At 38.8% G+C, this 24,575-nt stretch carries 23 protein-coding genes; 14 read left to right on the top strand and 9 right to left on the bottom strand.

Translation table 11 applies throughout. The features are described 5' to 3' along the window. Positions 1-75: 75 nt before the first annotated feature. On the bottom strand, positions 76-249 hold the full coding sequence (locus CK510_RS32310) for an Asl3888 family RNA-binding protein (protein ID WP_169927003.1): 174 nt from the start codon (positions 247-249) through the stop codon (positions 76-78). Between the two features lie 761 nt (positions 250-1,010). Between CK510_RS32310 and CK510_RS06485 the strand changes: the two genes are divergently transcribed. Together CK510_RS06485 and CK510_RS06480 are read left to right on the top strand one after the other, a co-directional pair. After that, positions 1,011-1,505, top strand: a complete 495-nt coding sequence (locus CK510_RS06485) for an NUDIX hydrolase (protein WP_095720922.1) — start codon at positions 1,011-1,013, stop codon at positions 1,503-1,505. Positions 1,506-2,026: 521 nt separating this feature from the next. Then, the gene (locus CK510_RS06480; protein ID WP_095720921.1) at positions 2,027-2,872 is read left to right on the top strand and encodes an alpha/beta fold hydrolase; all 846 of its coding nucleotides are present in this window, start codon (positions 2,027-2,029) and stop codon (positions 2,870-2,872) included. A 16-nt stretch (positions 2,873-2,888) separates the two neighbouring features. On the opposite strand, the gene CK510_RS06475 is transcribed toward CK510_RS06480, so the two are convergent. Further along, positions 2,889-3,704, bottom strand: a complete 816-nt coding sequence (locus CK510_RS06475) for a pantothenate kinase (RefSeq protein WP_169927002.1) — start codon at positions 3,702-3,704, stop codon at positions 2,889-2,891. A gap of 347 nt (positions 3,705-4,051) precedes the next feature. On the opposite strand from CK510_RS06475, the gene CK510_RS06470 reads away from it, so the two are divergent. From CK510_RS06470 to CK510_RS06460, 3 genes are all read left to right on the top strand, one after another. Next, entirely contained in the window at positions 4,052-4,684 is a 633-nt protein-coding gene (locus CK510_RS06470; protein WP_095720919.1) for a ParA family protein, read from the top strand. Beyond that, positions 4,684-5,367: a hypothetical protein gene (locus CK510_RS06465; RefSeq protein WP_095720918.1), complete on the top strand. Its 684-nt coding sequence runs from the start codon at positions 4,684-4,686 to the stop codon at positions 5,365-5,367. Before CK510_RS06470 ends, CK510_RS06465 begins: the two co-directional genes overlap by 1 nt. Positions 5,368-5,506: 139 nt before the next feature. Continuing rightward, positions 5,507-6,421 carry a branched-chain amino acid transaminase gene (locus CK510_RS06460; protein ID WP_095720917.1) on the top strand — a complete coding sequence of 305 codons (915 nt, stop codon included), beginning with the start codon at positions 5,507-5,509 and terminating at the stop codon, positions 6,419-6,421. 373 nt (positions 6,422-6,794) lie between these two features. Here CK510_RS06460 and CK510_RS06455 read toward each other — a convergent pair whose 3' ends face one another. Further along, positions 6,795-7,697, bottom strand: a complete 903-nt coding sequence (locus CK510_RS06455) for an alpha/beta fold hydrolase (protein WP_095720916.1) — start codon at positions 7,695-7,697, stop codon at positions 6,795-6,797. A 140-nt stretch (positions 7,698-7,837) separates the two neighbouring features. Between CK510_RS06455 and CK510_RS06450 the strand changes: the two genes are divergently transcribed. From CK510_RS06450 to CK510_RS06415, 8 genes are all read left to right on the top strand, one after another. Next, positions 7,838-8,149 carry a BMC domain-containing protein gene (locus CK510_RS06450; protein ID WP_095720915.1) on the top strand — a complete coding sequence of 104 codons (312 nt, stop codon included), beginning with the start codon at positions 7,838-7,840 and terminating at the stop codon, positions 8,147-8,149. A gap of 313 nt (positions 8,150-8,462) precedes the next feature. Beyond that, a complete protein-coding gene (locus CK510_RS06445) occupies positions 8,463-8,804 on the top strand; it encodes a carbon dioxide-concentrating mechanism protein CcmK (RefSeq protein WP_095720914.1) in 342 nt (113 codons plus the stop codon). Positions 8,805-9,673: 869 nt separating this feature from the next. Then, positions 9,674-10,849, top strand: a complete 1,176-nt coding sequence (locus CK510_RS06440; protein WP_095720913.1) for a HetZ-related protein 2 — start codon at positions 9,674-9,676, stop codon at positions 10,847-10,849. A 178-nt stretch (positions 10,850-11,027) separates the two neighbouring features. Further along, entirely contained in the window at positions 11,028-12,314 is a 1,287-nt protein-coding gene (locus tag CK510_RS06435; RefSeq protein ID WP_095720912.1) for a GspE/PulE/PilB domain-containing protein, read from the top strand. 264 nt (positions 12,315-12,578) lie between these two features. Then, positions 12,579-13,793 carry an RNA-guided endonuclease InsQ/TnpB family protein gene (locus tag CK510_RS06430; protein WP_095720911.1) on the top strand — a complete coding sequence of 405 codons (1,215 nt, stop codon included), beginning with the start codon at positions 12,579-12,581 and terminating at the stop codon, positions 13,791-13,793. Positions 13,794-13,866: 73 nt separating this feature from the next. Then, on the top strand, positions 13,867-14,214 hold the full coding sequence (locus CK510_RS06425) for a YbaB/EbfC family nucleoid-associated protein (protein ID WP_095720910.1): 348 nt from the start codon (positions 13,867-13,869) through the stop codon (positions 14,212-14,214). Positions 14,215-14,521: 307 nt separating this feature from the next. After that, on the top strand, positions 14,522-15,007 hold the full coding sequence (locus tag CK510_RS06420; RefSeq protein WP_095720909.1) for a low molecular weight protein-tyrosine-phosphatase: 486 nt from the start codon (positions 14,522-14,524) through the stop codon (positions 15,005-15,007). Between the two features lie 299 nt (positions 15,008-15,306). Then, on the top strand, positions 15,307-15,966 hold the full coding sequence (locus CK510_RS06415; RefSeq protein WP_095720908.1) for a response regulator transcription factor: 660 nt from the start codon (positions 15,307-15,309) through the stop codon (positions 15,964-15,966). Positions 15,967-16,119: 153 nt separating this feature from the next. Here the strand turns inward: CK510_RS06415 and murB are convergent, their stop codons facing one another. Together murB and murC are read right to left on the bottom strand one after the other, a co-directional pair. Next, a complete protein-coding gene (gene murB, locus CK510_RS06410; RefSeq protein WP_095720907.1) occupies positions 16,120-17,118 on the bottom strand; it encodes a UDP-N-acetylmuramate dehydrogenase in 999 nt (332 codons plus the stop codon). A 154-nt stretch (positions 17,119-17,272) separates the two neighbouring features. Then, on the bottom strand, positions 17,273-18,745 hold the full coding sequence (gene murC, locus CK510_RS06405; protein ID WP_095720906.1) for a UDP-N-acetylmuramate--L-alanine ligase: 1,473 nt from the start codon (positions 18,743-18,745) through the stop codon (positions 17,273-17,275). A gap of 1,130 nt (positions 18,746-19,875) precedes the next feature. Here murC and CK510_RS06400 point away from each other — a divergent pair. Then, the gene (locus CK510_RS06400; protein WP_095720905.1) at positions 19,876-20,889 is read left to right on the top strand and encodes a type I glyceraldehyde-3-phosphate dehydrogenase; all 1,014 of its coding nucleotides are present in this window, start codon (positions 19,876-19,878) and stop codon (positions 20,887-20,889) included. A 153-nt stretch (positions 20,890-21,042) separates the two neighbouring features. Here CK510_RS06400 and thiL read toward each other — a convergent pair whose 3' ends face one another. The 4 genes from thiL to CK510_RS06380 form a co-directional block, all read right to left on the bottom strand. Next, positions 21,043-22,059, bottom strand: a complete 1,017-nt coding sequence (gene thiL, locus CK510_RS06395; RefSeq protein WP_095720904.1) for a thiamine-phosphate kinase — start codon at positions 22,057-22,059, stop codon at positions 21,043-21,045. Next, entirely contained in the window at positions 22,056-22,379 is a 324-nt protein-coding gene (locus CK510_RS06390; RefSeq protein WP_095720903.1) for a hypothetical protein, read from the bottom strand. The genes thiL and CK510_RS06390 overlap by 4 nt, the downstream gene beginning before the upstream one ends. Before the next feature lie 11 nt (positions 22,380-22,390). Then, a complete protein-coding gene (locus CK510_RS06385; protein WP_095720902.1) occupies positions 22,391-22,846 on the bottom strand; it encodes a class I SAM-dependent methyltransferase in 456 nt (151 codons plus the stop codon). 130 nt (positions 22,847-22,976) lie between these two features. Further along, positions 22,977-24,077, bottom strand: coding sequence for a peptidylprolyl isomerase (locus CK510_RS06380; protein WP_095720901.1), 1,101 nt, complete (start codon positions 24,075-24,077; stop codon positions 22,977-22,979). Positions 24,078-24,575: the final 498 nt, after the last annotated feature.

The following is a 24,575-nucleotide window of genomic DNA, read 5'->3' as shown; positions in this document are numbered from 1 at the left end:
AAGAAAATGTACGCCCAAATTTATACAAAAATACAACAGCAATTAAATAGCTTCAGAGTTAAATACTGATTAAAGTTATGAATCAGCAGCACCCATATCTGCTGCTGCTCCTTCTTCTTCTTCACTCTTGGGCGGTCGTTGTTGGAATCTTCGATTCATTCTTCCTGTAGTAGTCCGTTTACGAAACTTCCGGGCATAAGCCTGGTTCCGTAGCGCCTTTTCTTTTTTCGGGTTACGGCGCTTTGCCATACTCACCTCATGAATAAACAACAAAAAAACAGCTTCTAGGTATCAATTACGCAACATTAGCTTTTGCTACTGAATACAATTGATATAGTTTAAACCTAGTTTAGCTTTCATTATACTTTAAATAGCAATCTAGCTTACCTTATTTGCTTTAAATATGTCAACGGTTACAACTTTCGCCTGAGGTATATGAATTACTCTGATTATATCAATGCCTATAGATATAAATTTATCTATTTTTGTGGCAGTTTTTCATGTCAAATATCTATATAAAATACCTATGTAAAATCTTTTTATTTTTCGCGATAGTAAATATTATCTAAATTATCTTTTATCGGGATTTATCAAGTTCATACATTATTTTTTACTCATATATAATTTAATTGCAAATATTATTAGTCTTGATTGCTATTCTCCCTATTGAATACTTGAGTGATTTGCTGTATATAATATTATTTGTTTGAACAAAATATAAATCGTTATAGACGTGTTTCCCACAAAACCTTCTACTTAAACAATGTTATTTTATTTACAATTTAAAATAAATTGAGTTCAACTACTTTCGAGGAAAATCTGTCGTATTGATAAGCACTTGTCTTAACTTAGTTTTTCAGTAGATGGTAATATTGATTTGTTCTGCGCTAGTCGTTAGAATAAAGCCCGAAACCACAAGCATAATCGTATAACGTCTAACTTAACATCAGCTTGATTTAAGTAAATGCGAGTGGTAAATAGTACTAAGTAAAATAAGCGAACTTTGAAGATTGAATATTTTTGCTTTGTTTGTTGTAGGAATCCAGTCCATACGTAGTCTATGGCGTTTTGGACAAGCTGTACTCGGTGTAATATTTCGTCATCCCATTCCCGGTACAAGCATTATTCCGATTTTACCAGATGGTCGAATTGTCCTAATCCGACGACGTGACAATGGTCTTTGGGGTTTGCCTGGAGGGATGGTAGATTGGGGAGAAGATATACCCAGCACAATCGAACGTGAATTGAAGGAAGAAACTGGGTTGGATTTGGTACAAATTCGCCGCTTGGTTGGTGTATATTCTGCACCAGACCGTGACCCCAGAATTCATTCAATTTGTGTTGTCGTGGAAGCCGATGTCCAGGGAAATATGGAGGTGCAAGACACGCAAGAAGTTATAGAGATTCAGGCTTTTTCCCCTGACTCCCTACCAAGCGAACCTATGTCTCATGACCATGCACGGCAGTTGCAAGATTACTTAAAAGGCTTGACAACACTGTCATAATTATTGCTTTTCTGTTGTTAGTAGTTAATTATGAGATGGTTAAGTGTTAATTTGTAGTGATTAGTTATTAGATACCAAATAATTTTTTATTTATCAGTACTAATCATTAATTAGAGAACTCCACAGAAAGAAATGCTCTTCGGTCATTCTGAGGAACGCGAAGCGCGAACGTTCCTCAGCATGACAACACAGGAACATTCATTTTGTGGCTTACTCTTACTCGAATTACTCCCAAATATAAGAACCCCACCCTAACTCTACCCTTGTTAAAGGACTTCCAGAAAATAAAATCTCCCAACTACACATAGTATTTTTCGCTTGGATGCAATATAAATAAGGGCAAACAACCGTTTGAATATAAATAAGGGCAAACAACCGTTTGCCCCTACAATGCAAGGAAAATTTATTTCTTGGTGTTCCTTGAGGGGAAGGAACTAGATTTTTAATCCATATTCCTAGTCATCAACGATTAACTATTAGAGACTAACGACTAACTATTAACCACTAATTACTAAATTAAAATGGAGACTTTATTTCGTAACTCCCGGATTAAACTCTCTCAAGGGCTGTTATTCTGGCGTGAGGTTGGTGAGGGAATTCCTGTTATTTTCCTGCATGGTAGTTGGAACGAAGGTAGTCAATGGGTTCGGCTAATGGAATCGTTTTCCCGCGAGTTTCATTGCTTTACACCAGATTTGCTAGGCTTTGGAGAATCTGATATTCCTGATATTCACTACTCGATTGATTTACAAGTAGAATGTTTAGCTGAATTTTTACAAGCATTGAAATTAGAGAATGTCTATTTGGTAGGACATTCATTAGGAGGATGGGTAGCTGCGAGTTATGCTCTCAAGTATCCGGAGAATGTTAGGGGATTAGTATTGCTGGCTCCGGAAGGTGTGGGAACTGAGGTAAGTGAGAAGCATTTGAAGCAGATGCAAAATCTACTAAAACGTTCGGAATTTATGTTTACTTTGTTGCGGTTGTTACGTCCACTTGCAAAGTTATTTGGTTGGGAAATTAAGGTGGATGAAGAGTGGAAATTGCGTCGGAAAATAGAGGAATATCCAACTGCTTGTGAGTTGCTATTTCAACGTCAAAATCCGGAAATTCACGCCGAATATTTAGAGACACGACTCCATTTTATCCAGGCTCCAGTTTTAATTTTACAAGGTGGGAAAGACAGCCAAGAATCATTACAATCGAGTCAAGTTTATGCACAGTTAATACCAGGGGCAAATTTGAAAGCGATCGCACATGGTGAAAATGATTTACCACAAAATTGTAGTGGGGTAGTATCTGAGGAAATTCGCGATTTTATCAAAAGTAAAAATAATCAAGAAAGTTGGGTTGTTATTGGTGAGTGATGAGTGGGGAGCTAACTTATTTGTTTTTGTATCTTGCCCTTTTCTCTGACCTTTTTCCCTTCCCTTTTTCCCATAACTCTCTCATTCCCCAAAAGATTAAATTACGTTCAACTGTTATTGGATCGCAAATATTGGGATAATGCGATCGCAAATAACCATGAATCGTCTCACTATCTCCCCCTGTCATCATCACTTTACCGTCAGGAAAATCACACCACCAATTCTCAACAAAATCTTTAATCCCCGCAATTAACGTATAAATTACCCCGCTTTGCATCGCTTCATCTGTATTCATGGCAAAGCGTGGTGGTAATTTTTTTGGTAATTCCACATCAGGTAACTGTCCAGTTTTGTTTCTCAATGTCGCTAATTGCAAGCCTAATCCTGGTAGAATTGCCCCTCCAGTTAATTCTTGGTTATTATTAGCACTAGTAAAAGTCAGTGCAGTTCCCGCATCAATCACGAGAATTGGAAACCCTAAATTATTGCCAGCACCATATATAGCGATAGCTCTGTCAATGCCCAAAGTTGGATACATCGCTTTTAACGGCACATCATCTAAAGTAATTATTTTTACATTATTGTAAATTTGCCAGATTTCCGTTTGTTTAGGAACTACAGATGCGATCGCAATTCTCGGAAAATCCACCAGAAGATGGGAAAAATTAAATCCAGAAAATAGCTTTTGTATTTCCCCAGTCTTCGCTACATCTTGCACCACATCCACAGATACATGAGAACTATCCCAAGTATAAATTAGGGTTTTATCTGTAAATAATCCCCAGTGCGATCGCGAATTCCCGATTACTAAAGCTAACCAAGTTTTAGACATATTAAATTTTTGATACATGTATGGTGTCAGTTTATTTTTAACAGTCACCACTTTCATCCCTGTCCCTAGGCTGTTGACTTTGTGGCTTTTAGAGGTTAGAAGTTCATACAAAATCTGTGGTGTAAAAGATAATATCAGTAGGGGCAAACGGCTGTTTGCCCTCATTTTGCGATGCTATGAGCGACCTTGCCCTAAGCCTAAGGGGTACGCTCCGCGAACGGTATCGCATAAAATAGGATGAACCAAAAACACGAAAATTTTATCAAAGTCAACAGCCTACCCTGTCCCCCTTTCGCGGTATATTTAGATAATCTCAGCTAAATAATCTCAGCATCGCTATCTAAACAGTGCCAAAAATTATTGCAGTTGTTAATGGTAAAGGTGGAGTTGGTAAAACAACCACCGCAGTTAATCTGGCAGCAACTTTCGCTGAACAGCAAAAAGTGCTTCTTGTTGATGCCGATATTCAAGGTTCTGCAAGCTGGTGGATTGAGCGTAGCCAGAATGGAATGGGTTTTGACCTATCTCAAGATACAAATCCTCAACTTTTAAGTCATTTGCGCTCCATAACAGGTTACGATTTAGTTATAGTCGATACGCCTCCAGCGCTACACTCCGAAGCTTTAGCGGCAGTCGTGGGAATTGCTGATTATTTAGTTTTACCCACACCTCCAGCACCGATGGATTTAGCAGTGCTTGTTGATACAGTCAAATCGGCAGTCGCTCCTCTGGGAACTCCCCATCGAGTTTTGCTGACAAAAGTTGATACGCGGAGTTTAGGAGAAGCACTGGAAGCTCAGAATGCTCTGATGGAGCTAGGAATTCCTGCCTGTAATGCTTTCATTCGTCTTTATAAAGCTCATGAAAGAGCAGTGCTTGATGGTGTGGCAATTACGCAATGGCGTGGTAAAAATGGACGCGAGGCAGAATCAGACTACCGTCGCGTTGCCGAAGAAATACAGCGAGACTGGAGAAAATAATGGTTAAGAGACGAATAACTGAATTAATACAAAACGAAGTTCAAAAAGTCCCTACATCTGCTCAAAATTCAGTAATTGATGTTACTGCCACAGCAGTTGTAGCTTCCGAAGAAGAACAAGATATTCAAGATATCAAAGCAACAACAGAAGCGGAAAGTACTGAAATTATCGAAGATATAGAAAAGAATGAAGGGAAAAATAACTCGAAGCTAAATCATCCAACTAAATTAGATTTAGAAGCAACAATTAAACAATTAAATGAATCACTAGGAAAAACTCGTCAAAACGAAATAAATTTACTTGAAGAAATTGATACACTAAAATCTACTTTGTCTGAACAACAATTCAAATCGAATGGTTTAGCTAAAGAGCTTCAAGAAGCAAAAAAAGCTGCAATACATCTTGCCGATGCGAACTCACAACTCAATGCTGAAATTAGCATTTTGAAGCAAGAAAAAATTCAGTCGGAACAAGAGAAAATACAATTTGAAGAAGAACAAAAACAACTTGTATTGGTTAAACAAGCAAATCAGATAATACCCAAAGAAACCTATAAACCAATTGTTGTAAATAACTACAAAAAGTCCCATCATGCAATCGATAGACGACCAATTGAACCATCGCGTTTGAGAGAAACCCAAGAAGAGAAAGAAGATTCATCTCCAATGTGGTTACTTGACTAAAAATTAGTTTGATTGCAAAACTAAAAGTAAAGCTAACGCTGTATTAATGGAAAAGCGTTCGATGTTTGAACGCTTATTTATAGTTTTTGAAGTACAGTGTTAACACAATTACTAGAATAATAGGTTTATAGCATTTCCCATGTACAATTTCTTACCATTCGCTTTCTTTGAAGATAAATTTGTACCCTTTGCCGAAGCGAAAATTTCGATTGCAACCCATGCTCTACACTATGGAACTGGTGCGTTAGGAGGATTACGAGGTATTCCCAACCCGGAAAATTCCAATCAAATATTATTATTTAGATTAGATCGTCACTGCCAAAGACTAAGTACTAGTGCCAAATTTCTTCATTACGATATTTCAGCCGAAAAAATCCAATCAACCATTATTGATTTCGTTAAAAAAAATCGTCCTTCAGTATCATTTTATATTCGTCCTTTCGTCTATACTTCAGATTTAGGAATTGCACCAAGATTGCATAATATTCAAAAGGATTTCTTCGTTTATGGCTTAGAATTAGGTGAATATTCTTCACCTGAAGGTGTCACTTGTCGAATTAGTTCCTGGTATCGTCAAAATGATGTCAGCTTCCCATTACGGGGTAAAATCAGCGCTGCTTACATCACTTCTTCCCTAGCAAAAACCGAAGCGATCGAATCTGGGTTTGACGAAGCAATTTTGATGAATTCCCAAGGTAAAGTTAGCGAAGCTTCGGGAATGAATATTTTTATTGTTAGAAACGGACAAATATTTACACCTGGATTTGAACAAGATATTTTAGAAGGAATTACCCGTGATAGCGTGATGAGAATTGCTGGTGATTTGGGTGTTAAAGTTGTCGAAAGACCAATTGATAAGTCAGAATTGTTTATTGCCGATGAAGTATTTTTGTGTGGAACTGCTGCCAAAGTTTTACCTGTGACGCGAATAGAAAATTTCTCTTTACCAGAAAATAGACCAATAACTGAAAAATTGAGAGAAAAGTTTACAGCAATTACAGAAAACCGCGATCGCAATTATCAAGATTGGGTTTTCCCTATTTCCATTGATTAGTTTGAGATTCTCATCTTTTTGGTTCTTCATTACTTGTTATGCTAAAAACGCTTATGAAATAGCTCAAATTCCTTGCTGGGCATGAAAGATAGCTTTTAGTCTTAGATTTTGAGCCTTTGGAATCAAATCAAGACTAAAACTGTCCAAAAGCCTTGCTATTAAAGGAAAACTTTGAATTTTCGTTTAAAGTTCAGCATAACACCTACGGAAGAGCCATCTTTTTTAAAGTAAGTTGAAGAGATAACAACCGCAGATAGACGCAAATTTAGACGCTACTCTGCGAGAAGTCTCGCTAGCCTACGGCAACCTCTCCGATGTACGCTCGTCTAATGCGGCTTACCGCAGGGTACGCAGATAAATATAGATGTATATTTTATCTCGCGAATTCTAATAAATGCTTTGCTATCATTTGCGGTTGTTCTAAATGCGGTACATGTCCAGAATCTTCAATCCAAATTAATTTACTATTGGGAATCGCTCTTTTAAATCTTGGGGCATCTTTTGTTCCCAGAATTTTATCAGAATCACCCCATAAAATTAATGTTTTTTGTTGAATTTTCATTAATTCTTTAAATCTAAAAGCACTATACCCACCACTTTTTGTGAAAGTAATTAAAGCAGTATTCCAGTTAGGTAAATCTAAATGCAAAGCCGCACAAAGTTGAGCATCAATGGAAGCTAATTCCTTATTTTTATAAGCAGCGCGAGAAATATTTTGACGTACTTTCGGACTTCTTAAAAAATTTGTCAGCCAAGTATCCAAAGGTGAAAACATGAATTTCACTAATGGAGAACTACCTACTAAACCAGCACTATCAATTAATACCAGTTTTTCCACAGCTTGCGGATAGGTGAGAGTGAAATCTATAGCTGCCGCACCACCCATCGAAGCACCAACTAAAATCACTGGTTTATTAATCAGAGTTTTCCAGAAGTAATAAAGATGGGTTTTGATCGCATTTGGACTATATTGAACATCCGCAATCCGATCGGTAAAACCAAAACCTAATATATCAACAGCCCAAACTTCATTTTCTGCGGCAAGAAGTGGAAAAAGACGGCGAAATTCTAATAAAGAACTGTCAAAACCGTGAATTAATAAAAATGGAGTACTACCATTTCCTTGCCCTTCCTGAGCTTGATGGACATAGGCTGTATTAATGGTTTGATTCACAAGCGGAGTAGAAATTTCCGCCAGATTGATTTTTTGTGCGATCGCAATCGAAGCCGCTTCGGTAAGTTGCTCGAATGTGGTAGGTAAAAAACTTGGAAACATAAAAATGATTTTACCGTAAAATCATTCCAATTAGGCTATTACAATTCCCTGTCTCCAAATTAATATACTGAATCCTTTTGTCCCCTTTTCACTGTAAAATTAAGTTCACCCTCTTAAGAAGGCTATTAAAGAGAAAAATTATGCCCCAAGCGGTTGGAGTAATTGAAACTTTGGGTTTTCCTGCTGTACTCGCTGCGGCAGATGCGATGGTAAAAGCTGCCGAAGTTGCGATCGTCTATTACGATATCGCAGAAAGCGGACGCTTAATAGTCGCAGTACGTGGACACGTCGCAGAAGTTAAACGTGCGATGGAATCGGGAATTGCCGCAGGTGAAGCAACCTTTGGTGGTCAAGTCATAACCCATTATATAGTCCCCAATCCACCAGAAAATGTCGAAGCCGTTTTACCAATTCATTTCACCACAAAATCAGAACCATTCCGAATATTTTAAATAGGAATTGGGAGTTTTGAGTTAGGAATTAGGAGTTAGGAATTAGGAGTTAGAGTAAGCCACAAAATGAATGATCCTGTGTTGTCATGCTGTAGCAAGCTACAGAATGACCGAAGAGCATTTCTTTCTGTGGAGTTCTCTTAGGAGTTTTGAGTTAGGAATTAGGAATTTTGAGTTAGGAGTCAGGAATATATAAATTCCAATCCCCAATCCCCAATCCCCATTATTTTAAAAATATCTTCCAAAAGATGTAGGAACATTCGTACAATTAGTTTCTAATGCCACATACGTTAATTGATATAGGAGATAGCTAATGTCGCTACAGGCAGTCGGAGCGCTGGAAACAAAAGGATTTCCTGCTGTACTCGCAGCAGCAGATGCAATGGTCAAAGCTGGACGAGTCACCCTCGTTGGCTACATCCGGGTAGGCAGCGCTCGTTTCACAGTCAATATTCGTGGGGATGTCTCAGAAGTCAAAGCCGCGATGGCTGCTGGTGTTGAAGCTGCTGAAAGCTGTCATGGTGGTGTTTTGGAATCCTGGGTGATTATTCCACGTCCACATGAAAACGTCGAGGCTGTTCTACCAATCTCTTATACTGACCAAGTAGATCAGTATCGGCAGTCTGTAGAAAACCCAATAGTACGCAGAAGTTGAACCTTTGCGATAAGCGAAGTTTAACCCCAAGGGCGTATCGCTTAACACTGAAGAGAACTAGTCACGAGTTAAAATTCAATTCAATTCAATTCAATAGCGCTCTGTTGAAAACACTTGGAAACACCTCACATAATTAGTTCTACAGAATTAGACCTAATGTGATGTTAGTTGCTGCTTGAAGAGTACCCACAAGGGTACTTTTAAATATTTTGTATTTTTCTCAGAATGTTTACTATGGTGATGCACTTTGAACACCTGTAAAAATTACCGAAATTTGTTTAGCTGAAAAACTTGAGGGTGAGATAAATAGTAAGAATTTGGAATATTTTTGAAATATTTTGGAAATATCTTTGAAATACTTATTTATTTGCCTAACTCTTTATAAATAAATTAATTACGATAGACGTAACAGCTATATACTAGTATAAAAAACATCTGGTATTTTAATGAGAATCTAGACCTGAATTTGGTATGAAACCTAAATCAGTAAAGTCGCGTCTGTATGTCGAGGGGTTTAGCTATTAGTTGTGCATCATCACCTGCATAATGTCATGGTTTCATCACTCCACAGAAGTCGAAATGTTTTAGCACTATCTCTAGATAGGGTGTGGCGAAACTCAATAACGTCAATAAAACTTATATAATTTACAAAAATTTACATTATGAAAAATTCAGGAAAGAGATTGGAACTCTTAAAGTTCACGTCTGACAAATGAGAAAAAACAGAAGAATTTAGAAAAGACTGCATAAATTGGATGATTTAAAACGTAATAAAAAGTGTGCTAACAAGAAGGTGATAATAACATCACCGAACTTAGGGTGCAACTACCAGTTAAAAAGGTGTATAAGCGGGATAACAGGGGGTTGTGATGCAAACTTTAAAGCAGGGTTTTGAGGAGCGCAATCTCACGATGGCGACAGTTTGGGAAAAACTAGCGATTGATTGGCTTTCGCGCTTGGAAGTTGAGTGTTCAGAACAGAATGCAACGAATCGAGAAAGTATAGTTAATTGGTTATTAGGAAGCGATCGCAATCGGTTTGACGAACTAGATCGTAAAGATTTAGAAATTGCCAAGCAAGCGATGGAGTATCGTTATCGAATTTTACAACAGCGTTACTTAGGAAAAGGGCGTGATACAGCTTATCGCAACTTAATTACTCGCTTGGGTAGTTTAGTGACACTGCGAAATAAAATTCAGACTTGGATCGCATTGAGTCGAGACAGACAGCGTTCGGTAATGGATGTATTGCAAGAAGTTATCCAAGAACTACTACAAAGCGACAATTACATGCTGTCACAGATGGCTTGTATTTCTGAATGCACAAGCGAACCCAGGTTAAAAAATTCGCTCCTATTTGCCAGCGTCGAGGAATATTGCCTACGTCCGATTAGAAACCAGCCATTACTTGTATATAGATTTGTCAACTACTTACGACGCACACAGCGAGGTGGATTGACTCAAGTTCCCACCAGCGACTTAGTAAAATTGGTATCGGAAGAAGTTTTAACCGACGATAGTGATAATCGCATCAACTTGGCAGACAATCAAGCAGTAGCCGATTACCAAGAAGAGCAGGAATTAGAACAACAGCAAACCCTGCGAAACGAAGTCAAAGAAGAATTTGAGGACTACTTAAGGGAAAATCTTGGGGAAGATGCAGTATTGTGGTTGCGAATGTACCTACAAGGGAAAACTCAAGACGCGATCGCAAAAAAATTAGAAAAGCCAATTAGAGAAATTTATCGGTTACGCGAAAAAATCAGCTACCATGCTGTACGCGTGTTTGCCCTCAAAGGAAAACCCGAACTTGTCGATAATTGGTTAGGTACATCACTTAACGAGCATAACTTTGGCTTGACACAGCAGCAGTGGCAGCAGTTATTAGAAAAAATATCTCCAACCCAAAAGCAAATCTTAGAATTGCGAAAAGCCGGAGAAAGTATTGAAATAATTGCCCAAAAGTTAAAAATCAAAGCACATCAAGCAATGGGAGAATGGACAAAAGTCTATCTCACAGCCCAATCATTGCGAACCGAAGAATAAAGTAGCTGATCCGCTTCTAACCCCAGAGGGAACATCAAGTTCCCTACTCCCCAATCTTCAACAAAAAGAAAATCTAAGAAAAAATCTAAGAGAAAATTTAAGAAAATATCCAAACTTGTTAACTCTCCCTCAACTTCTGGGCAATATAGTAAAGTAGGATACATCGAGCGATCGGACTATGTTGTCTTCAGAAGGTAAACAAACTGACACCGAAGCACTAGGGGAAAAAGTGTCACCTGACACGGAGTTTCAATGGGATAAAAAATCAGAACGAGAGCAGGTAATTCACCTTATCGAAACTTTTTTGTCCTTTGAAGCCTGTCTTTACCATCAAATTTTGCCTTTAAGATTTGAAGACAAAAGCCTGATACTTGGCATGGTGAATCCAGACGATGAAACCGCACTAGATTATGTCAGCCGTATTTTGTCATACGTAAATTGCACGATGGTTATCCAGCAAATGTCTGCTGATAATCATCGCTCAATACTTTCAGCTTATTTGAATTATAAAAATACATCTCAATCGGCTCCTGGGCAACTACCATCACCCAAAGCATATGCAGAAGAATTACTTATACCTTCGGGTTCGCAAGTTACACAAAGCGACTCCTACCAAGTATCGCAAATAGATGGTTCGCAAGTATCTTCAGTGCCGATATTGGAAGCAGTCGCAATAGAACAAAAAATAGAACAAAAACCAGTCGAAACAACACATCAATATCGTCAATATATTGATACATCGCCAAACCCTCGCCAAAATAGCACATCAGCATCTGTCTTTGAAGCTCATCTGCATAAAACTGGTCAAGAACAAGATACTGACATTACAGCTTCTACTCAAATACCAAGCCTAAGAGTAACTGAAGCTGATGAATTAACACCAGTTGAACTGCTACCAACATTACCACCCAAAAGATTTTTAGAAGAATTATTGGGAAGGGTAATTGTTGGTGGAATTGGTAGACTCTACTTTGAACGTCTACCCTACGAAGGAAAAATTCTCTGGAGCGAAAACGGTGTTTTGCAATCAGTATTAGAGAAATTACCACTTTCAGTATTTCAAGGTGCCCTCAACGAACTCAAAAAATTTGCTAACTGGCGTGTAACTACGCTATCAGAACCAAAGCAAATCGAGAAAGAATACATATATAAACAACAACGGTTGTTATTACGTTTGCGAGTCATGCCGGGAATGTACGGAGAAGAAGCAACACTACAAGTACTGCGGGGAGCCGCACTTAAGTTTTACCAACAACAACAGCTATCCCGTATTAGCCGCGATGCCTTGGGAATTTCGCAGCAGCTAAGTTATAAATTACACGAATTACAAGAAAGAATGCTTTCAAATCGTAACGTCAACACGGAAAGACTAGAAACATTATCAGTTTTAAATAAACTGTTAACTAACCTAGATAATCAAATCAAAACCCTGTCAGATTCTGAGGAAAATCACGACAGAGGTTAGAGAGCGATCGCGAGGAAACAGGAAGAGAGAGCCAAAGTCTCTACGTATCATAATAGACATCGACTTAATTTAATGTGTCACACTCAAGCCCTATTTAATGTCCAATACCCAATCCGATCTTTCCGGCAAAAAATAGTCATTTTACCGAAAAATTGGGTTTAAAGCCCCGTCCTTCTACGACGGCTTTTTATTTGAAATCGCGTGTTAGTTTTCGTCCTAACGATGAGTAAAAGTAGCGTATACTATATTTAGGAGGTGATAAAGGTGTTTAATCTGACCTACGAATTTAAGCTCAAACCAACTCAAAAACAATCAAATACTTTTGAGCAGTGGCTTGAGATTAATCGTCGAGTCTACAACTATGCTTTGCGAGAGCGCAAAGACTGGTATAAGTCGCGCAGTTGTCAGGTTAACGCTTGCTCACTCCATTCTGAGTACATCATTCCTGCTGATGTTCCCCGTCCAACCTACGCCAGTCAGTGCAAGTCGCTAACAGAAGCTAAAAAGACAAATCCTGATTTAAAGTCTGTACAGTCCCAAGTTTTGCAACAAACTTTAAAGCGACTTGAAAATGCGTTTACTAGTATGTGGGAACAAAATCATGGGTTTCCAAGATTCAAGAAACACGGAAGGATGGGTAGTTTTGTTTTTCCACAAATGAAGGGAGACAGACTAGAAACCGGACGGGTTAATTTGCCTGTGATTGGTTGGGTTAAATTCCGTCAATCGCGATCGCTCTCTGTTGATGGAGTTATCAAACAAGCCCGTGTGGTCAAACGTATTTCTGGATGGTATGTAATGCTAACCGTCCAATGGGACGTTAACCCACCCCAGCCCATACCCCACGGGGAAGCGGTAGGAATTGATGTTGGTCTAACAAGTTTTGTTGCTACTTCAAATGGTCTTTTAGTCAAACGTCCGAGGTTTTTTGTAGATGCCGAACGCAAGCTGAAATTGCTGCAACAGCGTGTTTCCAGAAAACCCCACGGCTCGAACAATAGGAAAAAAGCACTTTATAAGGTAGCTTCATTGCATGAGTACGTCGCCAATTGTCGTAAAGATTGGCATCGAAAACTGTCTCATCAAATTTGTAATCATGCAGGGATGGTGTTTGTCGAGGATTTAAACTTAGTTGGTTTATCTAGAGAAATGCTAGGTAAGCATTGCCTAGATGCTGGATTCGGTCAATTTTTCAACATCCTCGAACAGACTTGTTTTAAACGTGATGTCTATTTTCAAAAAGTAGATGGGAGAAAAACAAGTCAAATTTGCCCAAACTGCGGGATTGAGACAGGTAAAAAAGAACTTTCAGAGCGTACTCACTATTGTTCAAATTGCGGCTATACGACTGATAGAGATATAGCAGCCGCTCAAGTAGTCGCAATACGCGGACTTGCAGCCGTAGGGCATACGGTCAAGATGCTTGCTGAGGGTAAATTCATTGGAATCCCTTTGAAGCAAGAATCTCCGCACTTATAGGGCGGAGAGTGTCAACTGTCGCATCTATAATTGAATTTGATTTGTTTTTACAAGCATACGTGGATTGGTAATTATGACAGGAAAAGGACAGGGATTCGGCTTTGGTTTGGGTAAGATGAAGGAACTGGCAGATGCCTTCAAAAAAGCCCAACAAGTTCAAGAAGGAGCTAAAAAACTCCAAGAAGAATTGGAGGTAATGGAAATTCAAGGGGAAGCTGGTGGTGGTTTAGTTAAAGTTGTTGTTAGCGGCAACCAAGAACCAAAACGAGTAGAAATTTCTCCCGATGCCTTAGGTGAAGGTTCTGAAGTACTTTCTGACTTGGTAACTGCTGCAATGAAAGATGCTTACAACAAGTCCACAGCCACAATGCGCGAACGTATGGAAGAATTAACTAGCGGGCTGGAATTGCCAGGATTTTAGTCAGTTTTCGTTAATTATTTAGTCATTCGCTATTAGTGACTAGTCATTGGTCATCAGCGACTTGTTCTAAAATACAAGTTATTGTTATTGTGCTGGCATATGCCAAAATTAAAAATCCATCTAATCTTTAATCAATAACGAATGACTAATGACTAATGGCTAATGACTAATGACAATAACTAGGCATCTCCAAGAATTAATCATGCGTTATCCAAAACCCTTGTAGAGACGTAGCAATGCTACGTCTCTACTTTTCCAAAGATGTCTACTACATAGCCTATACCCATTGCCTAATCCCCGAAACCATATGCCATACAAGTTATTATTTGTCTGCCTTGGGAATATTTGTCGATCGCCCGCAGCAGAAAATATTATGAATCATCTTGTTGAGGAAAAAGGACTGAGTGAGAGTATTATTTCCGACTCAGCAGGTACATCAAGTTACCATATTGGTAGTCTTCCCGATCGTCGGATGAATGCTGCTGCCACTCAAAAGCTGGGAATCACGCTTAAAGGGAGAGCGCGTCAGCTTGACAAATCTGACTTACAAGACTTCGATCTAATTTTGGCAATGGATAAAGAGAATTATGCCAATATTCTCAGCCTCGATCGATTGGGGGAATATGGTGATAAGGTACGGTTAATGTGCGATTTTTGTTCGCGTCACACTCTCAAAGAAGTACCCGACCCTTACTATGGTGGTAATGAGGGGTTTAACAGCGTCATCGACCTGCTTGTAGATGCTTGTGAGGGGTTGCTCAATCAAGTTGGTAGTGACAAAATCCATTCTTAGGTACTAACTCCCATCCTAGAATTTAGAAACAGTTGATTAGCTTAAAACATATGTAACATGTATAATCTAAAATCACCTATTTCTTGTGATGCGGGTATATTTGCCCATCTGATATTCTGATTGGGTAAAAATTGAGGCTGAAAAACGCTGTCATGAATCTAGATGAGATTATAAGTCTTTTGACTTAATATCTTTGATTTGAAAAATAACTTCGTTCATTCCTTAGTTATGGCTGTAGTTACTGATAATGCCCATAGGAGAGAATTTTTAGACAAAAAAATGTAAGGGGTTTACTGTTCATGCCCTTAACAATCCTTGTTGTGGATGATGATTTAGGTACTCGTTTATCTATTAGCGACTATCTTGAACTGTCTGGCTACTCAGTAATTGCTGCTGAAAACGGTCAACAGGCTTTGACAATTGTGGAGCAACACAATCCTGATTTGATAGTTACTGATATCGTTATGCCACAAATGAATGGTTATGAGCTAGTTCGTCGGGTACGTCAGCAACAAATATTTCGCTTATTGCCCGTAATTTTATTAACAGCGAGAATCAAGACTCAGGAACGAATCTTGGGTTATCAGTCGGGATGCGATTTATATTTGCCCAAACCTTTTGAACTTGAAGAATTAGCTGCTGCAATTCGGAATTTGTTGGAGCGATCGCAAATCATTCAATCCGAATGTGGTCTCTCACAAGCAGATAATATTAAATCAGAAAAGTCTCACAAACCTATTACCTCAGCAATCTCACTCGCTTTTGAATCTTTAACCATTCGAGAACAAGAAGTACTTCGGCTCTTGACAGAAGGACTTTCTAACATCGAAATCGGGGAAAAACTCCATCTTAGTTCCCGTACTGTCGAAAAATATGTCAGCAGTTTGTTAAGGAAAACCGAAACAAGTAACCGCGCTCAACTCGTTCGGTTTGCAATCAAGCATGGGTTGGTGGATTAGGAAAGGCAATTAAATTAGATTAGTCTTTATTCCTTATTCCTTCCATAGCATTTTTCGTTTGGATGAAATACAAATAAGGGCAAACAACCGTTTGCCCCTACAGTTTTCTCGAATTCACGTTGTATTTAACTCAACTGAGAAGCACTATATTCCCTATATTGCTAAAAATTCGCCAATCATCTTAACTTCTGGTTCTAAGGCAATTGACCAATGTTCTTGTACATGGGATTGAATGTGGTGAATGAGACTAAAAATATCTCCCGCGCTTGCACCACCGCAGTTAATGATAAAATTAGCGTGGCGAGGTGCAACCTGAGCCTTTCCGATTTGGAAGCCTTTTAAACCGGATTGTTCAATTAACCAACCTGCTGAGTAAGGCTTGGGGTTACGGAAAACACTACCACAACTGGGTTTATCGTACGGCTGCGTATTTAATCGGTATTCTTTGTTACGTTTTGTGGTCGCAGTTACGATCGCAGGGTCTGCACCAGGTTGAAGTTGGAAAGTTGCTTGGGTAACTACCAGCTTACTTCCTTGTAGTTTAGAAGTACGGTAAGCATAGCCCATTTCTTCTACCGTGAAAGTACGTAAAGTCCCATCAGGCAAGAGAATTTGGGCACTAACTAATATATCTGCGATACAGCCGTTTTGTGCCCCAGCATTCATCACAACAGCACCACCAACAGTCCCCGGAATACCTACCGACCATTCAAGTCCTTCTAGCCCATTTTCGGCGACTTCCATAGCCAAACTGGGAATTGATTCCCCAGCCGCGACTGTGACTAAACCAGTGTCTGGATCGAGAGAACTGTAACGCAGATGGCGAGTGCCGATAACTAAACCGGGAAGCCCGCGATCGCTCACCAATAAGTTAGAACCTGCTCCTAAAATAGTTACTGGTAGTTGTTGTTCTTTAGCATACTCAATACTTGCTTGCAACATCTCAATGTTACGAGGTGCAACATACCATTCTGCTGGACCACCGACTCGATATGAAGTGTGTCCTGAAAGCGAAACCTGCGACTTAATCGCACAATCCGTACCAGGTAAGTAAATCACGTTTTTATTTAAGTTGGATTTAGCTGCTTTTCTTGTGTTTGTACTAACTTCCGAAATATTGCAGACATCCACAGTTGCCTGGGAAATGCTCATATGTACCTTAATGACTATCTTTAACTTGTAAAAAACCGTATTTTTACGGTTGCAAATCCGAGACGCTTTAAAACCCTAACTAAATAGAATCTATGTAGATATGAGGAAGCGATACGATTAAAAAATCGCTTCCCATCTAGTAAATACTTACAACTTATGATGTGGCTGATGTCACTGGTGTTGGTTGACGCATTGCCGCAATCACGTCGGGAATAATTTGGTTGAGATTTCCCGCACCCAAGAACAAGGCTAAATCACCAGGACGCAAAGTTTCAAGTAAATACTCGCACATTATGTCCATATTTGGCTGATAATCGACTTTTTCGTGGTGTTTGGCAACTTCTACTGCTAATGTTTCGCCGCTAATTAGCCCCAAATTTTGCTCGCCAGCGCTGTAAATATCGGTCAGTACAACCAAATCTGCATGGGCGAAGCTTTCCGCAAACTCTTCTAAAAACGTCAGTGTGCGGCTATAGCGATGTGGTTGAAAAATCGCAACAACTCGCTGTCCAGGGCGTGCTTGTAGGCGTGCTGCTGCCAATGTGGCGCAAATTTCGCTAGGGTGGTGAGCGTAGTCATCAATGAAGGTAATCCCATCAACTTCACCCCGGAACTCGAATCGACGACGTGCCCCTTCAAATGTTGCTAGTCCTTTGGCAATTTCGCCAAATTCTAAACCTAAAACGCGACCAACTGCAACTGCTGCCAGAGCGTTACTGAGGTTATGACGGCTGAGAAGTTTGACTGTGAGAACACCTAATGCTTTGCCTTTTTCCCAAACTAATGCGCGAGTACCTTCACCGTGATAGTCAACGTCGGTGACGTGGTAATCGGCGTTAGTATCAGGATATAAGCTGTAGGAGATAGTAGGTTTGATGCGATCGCGTACTGTTTCGCAATCAATACTCCCAACTACAATTTTGCAACTTTGAGCAAATGTTTGGAAGGTCTCTACTACCTGCTCTAAAGTCTCGTAGTGGTCGGGGTGGTCTAATTCGATATTAGTAATAATACCAATCTCAGGAGCATGTTTTACCAATGAACCATCCGACTCATCAGCCTCAGCAACTAGATATTTACTTTCCCCTAGTCGAGCATTCCCTTCCCAGGCTTTAACCTCTCCACCAACTAATATAGTCGGGTCAATACCTGCTTCCAGCAACATGTAACCAATCATGCTACTTGTGGTTGTCTTTCCGTGGGTTCCAGCCACAGCAATGCTATAGTATTCGGCGATTAAGGCTGCCAGCAAGTCGGAACGGTGAAAAATTGGACAGCCCAATTCTAGCGCCGCTTTATATTCCAAATTATTTGTATTAATAGCAGTTGAACATATTACTTGAGGCAATTGTGCGACATCATCTGCCGACAACTCAAAGTGAGTATTTGATAATACTTCGTTTTCCGATTTTTTTGGCTTAAAGAATTCGAGATTACTTGCTTCTTGCTGACTAAAAATATGAGCGCCAATAGTTTCTAACTTATGAGTTATGTGGTTGGGGCGTAAATCTGAACCCGATACTGGTAGTTGCCGTTTCGCAAGTACGTAAGCAAGTGCAGACATTCCGATGCCACCAACACCAATAAAATGAAAAGGTCTACCGCTAAAATCTACAACTTTCATCATTTTAAAATTACTCCTCTAACACCACACCACACCAGAATCGCGAATAACACGGGTATCATAACAGGTATTTCATTATTACAGATACTGTTGCTGCATCACTTTAAGAATCTTCTGCGTGAAATATTACTTCTCGACAAATAGACTCATTGAAGATGATTTTACCTGCACTCGTGTTTTTTCTCTTGATAAATGAATATTTTGTTTATTCTGATATTTTCTCTACAATCGGGACGCATAAGACTGTAGTTACAAATACATAATTTTAATGATTATCAGATTCTCAAATCTGGTAAAATTCTAGTTTGGCTCGTAATTCGGATATCGAAAAACTAAACAAACAGAGGAATGTATACTCAAAACCAATGTTTTGTATAAGTACATATGCTCTTACTCATAAGGGACATTTAATCGTAGCCGATGTGAAACAAAATCAGGCATTACTTTACATTTTTGTTTTAAACTTCCCTGGGTAGTCCTCCTAAAATTGGTTTGAGCGAATAATTCCCGATATATTCCCACATATATTTCGGTAAGAGAAATCCACAGAAAGAAATGCTCTTCGGTCACTCTGTAGCTTGCTACAGCATGACAACACAGGATCATTCATTTTGTGGCTTACTCTAAATTCAGGTCAAACTTAGGTACAACAGATTTTTGTACGAGTGCTGAGAAAATAACCAAAGAACAATACTGTACTCCCAAAACTTGCCTTAAGCTCTAGAAGGGTTCTTGTCAAATAATATTCTCCAGTACTCGCAAAAAATGCTTTTAGCCTGTATCCCATATATTGCCAAACTTCCAGGTGGTGAGAATATAACTTAAACTCAGTTAATGTGCAAGCAAACAGAGCAACAACTTCAAAAGCCGGAGCTTATCATATAACCGTACTTATTGCATACACCTTAAGGATGATGTTAGTCAAGTTTGATATATAACAAGGAAAGGGAAAAAGGACAAGAGGGATAAGGGGGATTATCTCTTTTACCTCATCTTTATATCTTCCATCGGGACGAAATATCAGTTTTTTTTGTGAATCTAACACTTAATAGTTATAAATACTCTCCCCTTTGCGATATGATTGGGGTCATAAATAGCATTTAATTAGGCATATATACAGAGGGCAAGACGCTGTGATTAGAGTTGCAATCAACGGTTTCGGTCGCATTGGGCGTAACTTTGCGCGCTGCTGGCTAGGAAGAGAAAATAGCAATATTGAACTTGTCGCGATTAACGACACATCCGATCCAAAAACCAACGCGCACCTACTCAAGTACGACACCATGCTTGGGAAAATCAAAAATGCTGAAATTATCGCCGATGATAACTCGATTATCATGAACGGTAAAACAGTTAAGTGTGTATCAGACCGGAACCCGGAAAACTTGCCCTGGAAAGAATGGGGAATTGATTTAATCATCGAAGCAACGGGCGTATTTACATCCAAAGAAGGCGCGATGAAACACGTCAATGCGGGTGCTAAGAAGGTTCTGATTACCGCTCCTGGCAAGAACGAAGATGGTACGTTTGTAATGGGGGTTAATCATCACGATTATGACCATAACATCCATCACATTATTAGTAATGCCAGCTGTACTACTAATTGCTTGGCTCCGATCGCGAAGGTGTTGCATGAGAAATTCACCATCATTAAAGGTACTATGACGACTACCCATAGTTATACTGGTGACCAAAGAATTCTTGATGCTAGTCATCGCGATTTGAGAAGAGCTAGAGCAGCAGCAGTAAATATCGTACCAACTTCGACTGGTGCGGCGAAAGCAGTAGCATTAGTAATTCCCGATTTGAAGGGGAAATTAAACGGTGTGGCACTGCGTGTACCTACTCCTAACGTTTCGATGGTGGACTTTGTTGTTCAAGTTGAAAAACGTACAATCACGGAAGAAGTTAACGAAGCACTAAAATACGCTTCTGAGAATGAATTGAAGGGAATTCTTGCTTATACTGATTTACCTTTAGTATCTTCTGATTACCAAGGTGCTGAAGAATCTTCTATTATTGACGCGAACCTGACAATAGTTATGGGTAGCGACATGGTGAAGGTAATGGCTTGGTACGATAATGAGTGGGGATACAGCCAGCGTGTACTTGACTTAGCGGAATTAGTTGCTGCGAAATGGGCTTAAATTTTTAAGTTAGGAGTTAGGAGTTGGGATTTTGCAAAGCTTTTATAGTGAAGAGTGGAAAATGAATCACAAATCATAATTTTCATGTTTCTAACTCATAATTTTTAGAGTCTAATTCCCAATTTACAACTCCTAACTTACAGTTCCTAACTCCTAACTATTATTAAAGTGTTGGAATCCCTGATTAAGTGTCAAAACTTGGTCGGGATTTTTGTTTATTTGGTCGCGCAATATTACTTGTGGGTTGGATGTAATCTTGCCGATAATTGCTGCATTATCACCTATTTTTTTCACAAATATTTCTGCTAATTCCGATGGTAAGCATAGGACTAATTCAAAATCTTCACCACCATAAAGGGTATATTCTAAAATTTGTGTAGGAGTCAGCCAGTTTTTCAATGCTTCCGAAACCAGGATTTTTTGCCATTCTAATTTTTGTAGCTCTAACACTGCCCCAACATTACTAGCACGGCAAATTTGTAAAACGGCATCAGCTAAACCATCACTGCTATCCATTCCAGAAACGGTAAATTCAGAGTCTGGAGAAACATCCCAGAGTATTGGTAATACATCAAGACGGGGTTGAGGACGTTGATGAGCGAGGATTAAGGCTTGTTTATCTGCTTCGTTGATAGTTTCCCCTAATTCTGGATTTAAGAGCAATTCTAAGCCCGCACGGGAGGCTCCGTGAATCCCTGTAACAACGATCGCATCACCAATTTTTGCTGTATGACGACGAATACAACGATTTGGGTAGACTTGTCCAAAAGCTGTAATCGAGATGGTTGTGATGTGCGATCGCACTAAATCTCCGCCGACAATTGGTGTATTATACTTCTGCAAGCATTCGGACATTCCTTGGTATAAACGCTCAACCCAATCAACTTGCGTATCTATAGGTAAAGCCAAGCCGACTGTAATTCCTAGTGGTGAAGCCCCCATTGCTGCTATATCTGATAGATTTGCCGCCACAGCCCGCCAACCTGCATCTTCTGGCGATGTCGTAATTTCACTGAAATGTATGTTATCAACTAATACATCCGTTGTGACGACTAAATTGCGATCGCGATCGACATTTAATACAGCTCCATCATCCCCAATAATTTCTGAAGGGCAAAAGCGCTGTAATATTTTTAAAAGTCCTTGTTCCCCAATATCACTGACTTTCATGAGAACTGAAAGTATCCTATTTTTCCCATTGTTTTAAATCGCAGTATTTCTTGATCTAAATTTAGTGATTTCCATCGATCAATATACATATCAAAATAAAGCCATTCATTAATCAACTTAATACTACTATCCCATGTTTCTAATTCTTTAAAACAATCAATGCCCCAAGTAAATTTTGCATTTGTTTTTGAAACTGCTGATTGCGAATAATCTACTGTTAAAGCTGATGTACTAATTGCATCGAAGATGAACTCGGAATGAGGAAAATTATTTTTAAGTGTAATCAGAATAGTATGCATTTTTTGCTCATCAAGATACATTGAAAGACCTTCTAAAATAAACAGTATTTTTTTGTCTTTGTCCTTTTGGAAAAAACAGTCCAAGAAGTATCTAAAACTGAATGATTAATAAATTTATGTTGTTCAGTTTCACCGATTAACTGCATCCATAGTGGTTTTATTTCTTCAAGGTCTAAATCATACCATTTGACATTATTTTGATTTAACCGAAAGAATCTTGTACATAGTCCAGCCGCAAGATTTACTACAATTGAATCAGGATTTTTATTTAAAAAAATCTGCGTTTGCTCATCAAACACTTTACTTCTTATTGCAACCGAAAGCTGACTAATTTTATCATTTCCAAACTTAGATAAGTCAGCATCTATACGTTCTATAATTTCAAGAGACTTGGCATCGTCAATAATTGCATCTGCTCGTTTACTCTCCAGATATCGAAAGTAAAGCGTGATTAAAAGTGTCTCTGATATACCTGATAATTTTTCCATATTGTTTTTAAAGAGATTCTGATATTGAAAAATGAATGGCAATGGCACTAATTTACGATGTAGACATTGCCTTGACTAGTATATTCCCGACTTATTTAAATAAGCCAGGAATCTAATTTATCCACCTAATTTATGCACTTGGTTCTTGTAAATTCTCTAAACCATCAACAACTTTTGCCGAAATTATTTTGTCACCAGCTTTAAGTTCATCTAAGACTTCTTGCCCTTCAGTTAGATAACCAAAAATAGCATAACGTCCATCTAATAAATTGCGTCCAGCAGGTGTTAATTCCGGCTCAAACAAGAAGAAGAAAAATTGCGAAGAACCACCATTCACATCACGTTCTGGACGTGCTAAAGCTAGCGCTCCAAATGAAGAGAATGGTAACACAGGCATGTCTGTATAACGTCCTGCTTCTTCTAATGTAGTACCATAAGTTGGTTTTTTATCACCTTCTACTAATACTTCAAAAGGAACTGCTCGATATTTCTTTGTTTTGGGATCGATAAAACCATCGGCATCTTTTGGTTTACCTGTTTGCAAAACATAGGATTCTTCCGAACGAGTAAATTCTAAACCATCATAAAAACCGCGCTTGACTAAATCAACAAAATTACCAGCAGTTATAGGTGCGCTATAGCCATCTAAAACCATTTTTAAATCACCTTTACTGGTTTTCATGGTCACAGTTGCACGTCCCTTTAATTGTGCTAAATTACCATATTCACTAGGTACTTCATAGGGAAAGTCTGTCACCATCGCTTGTTCTAATTCTCCAACCAAATTCAGAACTTCAATTCGTTTCTCTTTGACTTTTTCCTTATCTTTTACTGCTGCAAGTTCTTGAAGGGAAGTCACACCAATTTTCATTTGTTCAATGAGAGTTTGTGCTTGTGATTGACGTTCTGCGGGAATGCTTGCGAGAATTTTTTCTGGTTTATCAAGTAAACGAGATGCTTTTTTCAAATCGCTAGATACTGCACTCCAGCGTTTATTTGCCCGCAGTTGGTTAGAAATATCCTCAAGACTTGCTTGTAGCTGACGCACGGGTTTGTTATCGATGGGAAGTGCGTAACGTAAAAGTGCTTTACCATCAGTGATCGCATTTCCCGCAGGTAGTGCAGCATAACTCGCAGGAGTTAAGCTAGCAGTGGCAATACCTAAAATTAGAGTTAGGGACAGTAGTAAAGTTAGACTATTCTTGAGTTTGGCTTTTAATAAATTCAACATGGAATGTCTCAAACGCAGCATTAATTATTATCAACTTGGTGTAACCCATTCATCATCTTCCCACAGGAAAGTCCCTGGTTAATGGGAAAATGGGAATTAGGCATTGGCAATAACGATAATTTATTAATTTATGTGCAACTGAGGTGTTATTTCTGCGATTGTGGTTAGATATGTATTTGCTAAAGCATGATACCTTTGATAATTAGAGAAATACTAACTATCTGTGAATTGTGATATGCCAAAGTTGCCAATAACGTTTAATTTACCGTGCTTCTAAACTCCTAATTGTCAGCATAGTTGGAAAATTTATATTTTATATTTCTTATATTTCTGACAGGTAGTAAATTATTAAATCAAGCCCAAGCTACCAAAGCGACGATGGAGAGTAAAGTATATTCAGCAACTCTGAGAGTAAAACTTCTAAGTTAAAAATTAGTTTAATAAAAGGTAATTAAAAGATTATAAAAAAGAGTAAATATCTTGGGATCTTGCATCCTT

Origin of the sequence: Brunnivagina elsteri CCALA 953 (genome assembly GCF_002289455.1) — a bacterium.
Classification (GTDB): domain Bacteria; phylum Cyanobacteriota; class Cyanobacteriia; order Cyanobacteriales; family Nostocaceae; genus Brunnivagina; species Brunnivagina elsteri.
The sequence above is the reverse complement of the archived record's forward strand: the minus strand, read 5'-3'. Positions and strand labels throughout refer to the sequence as shown.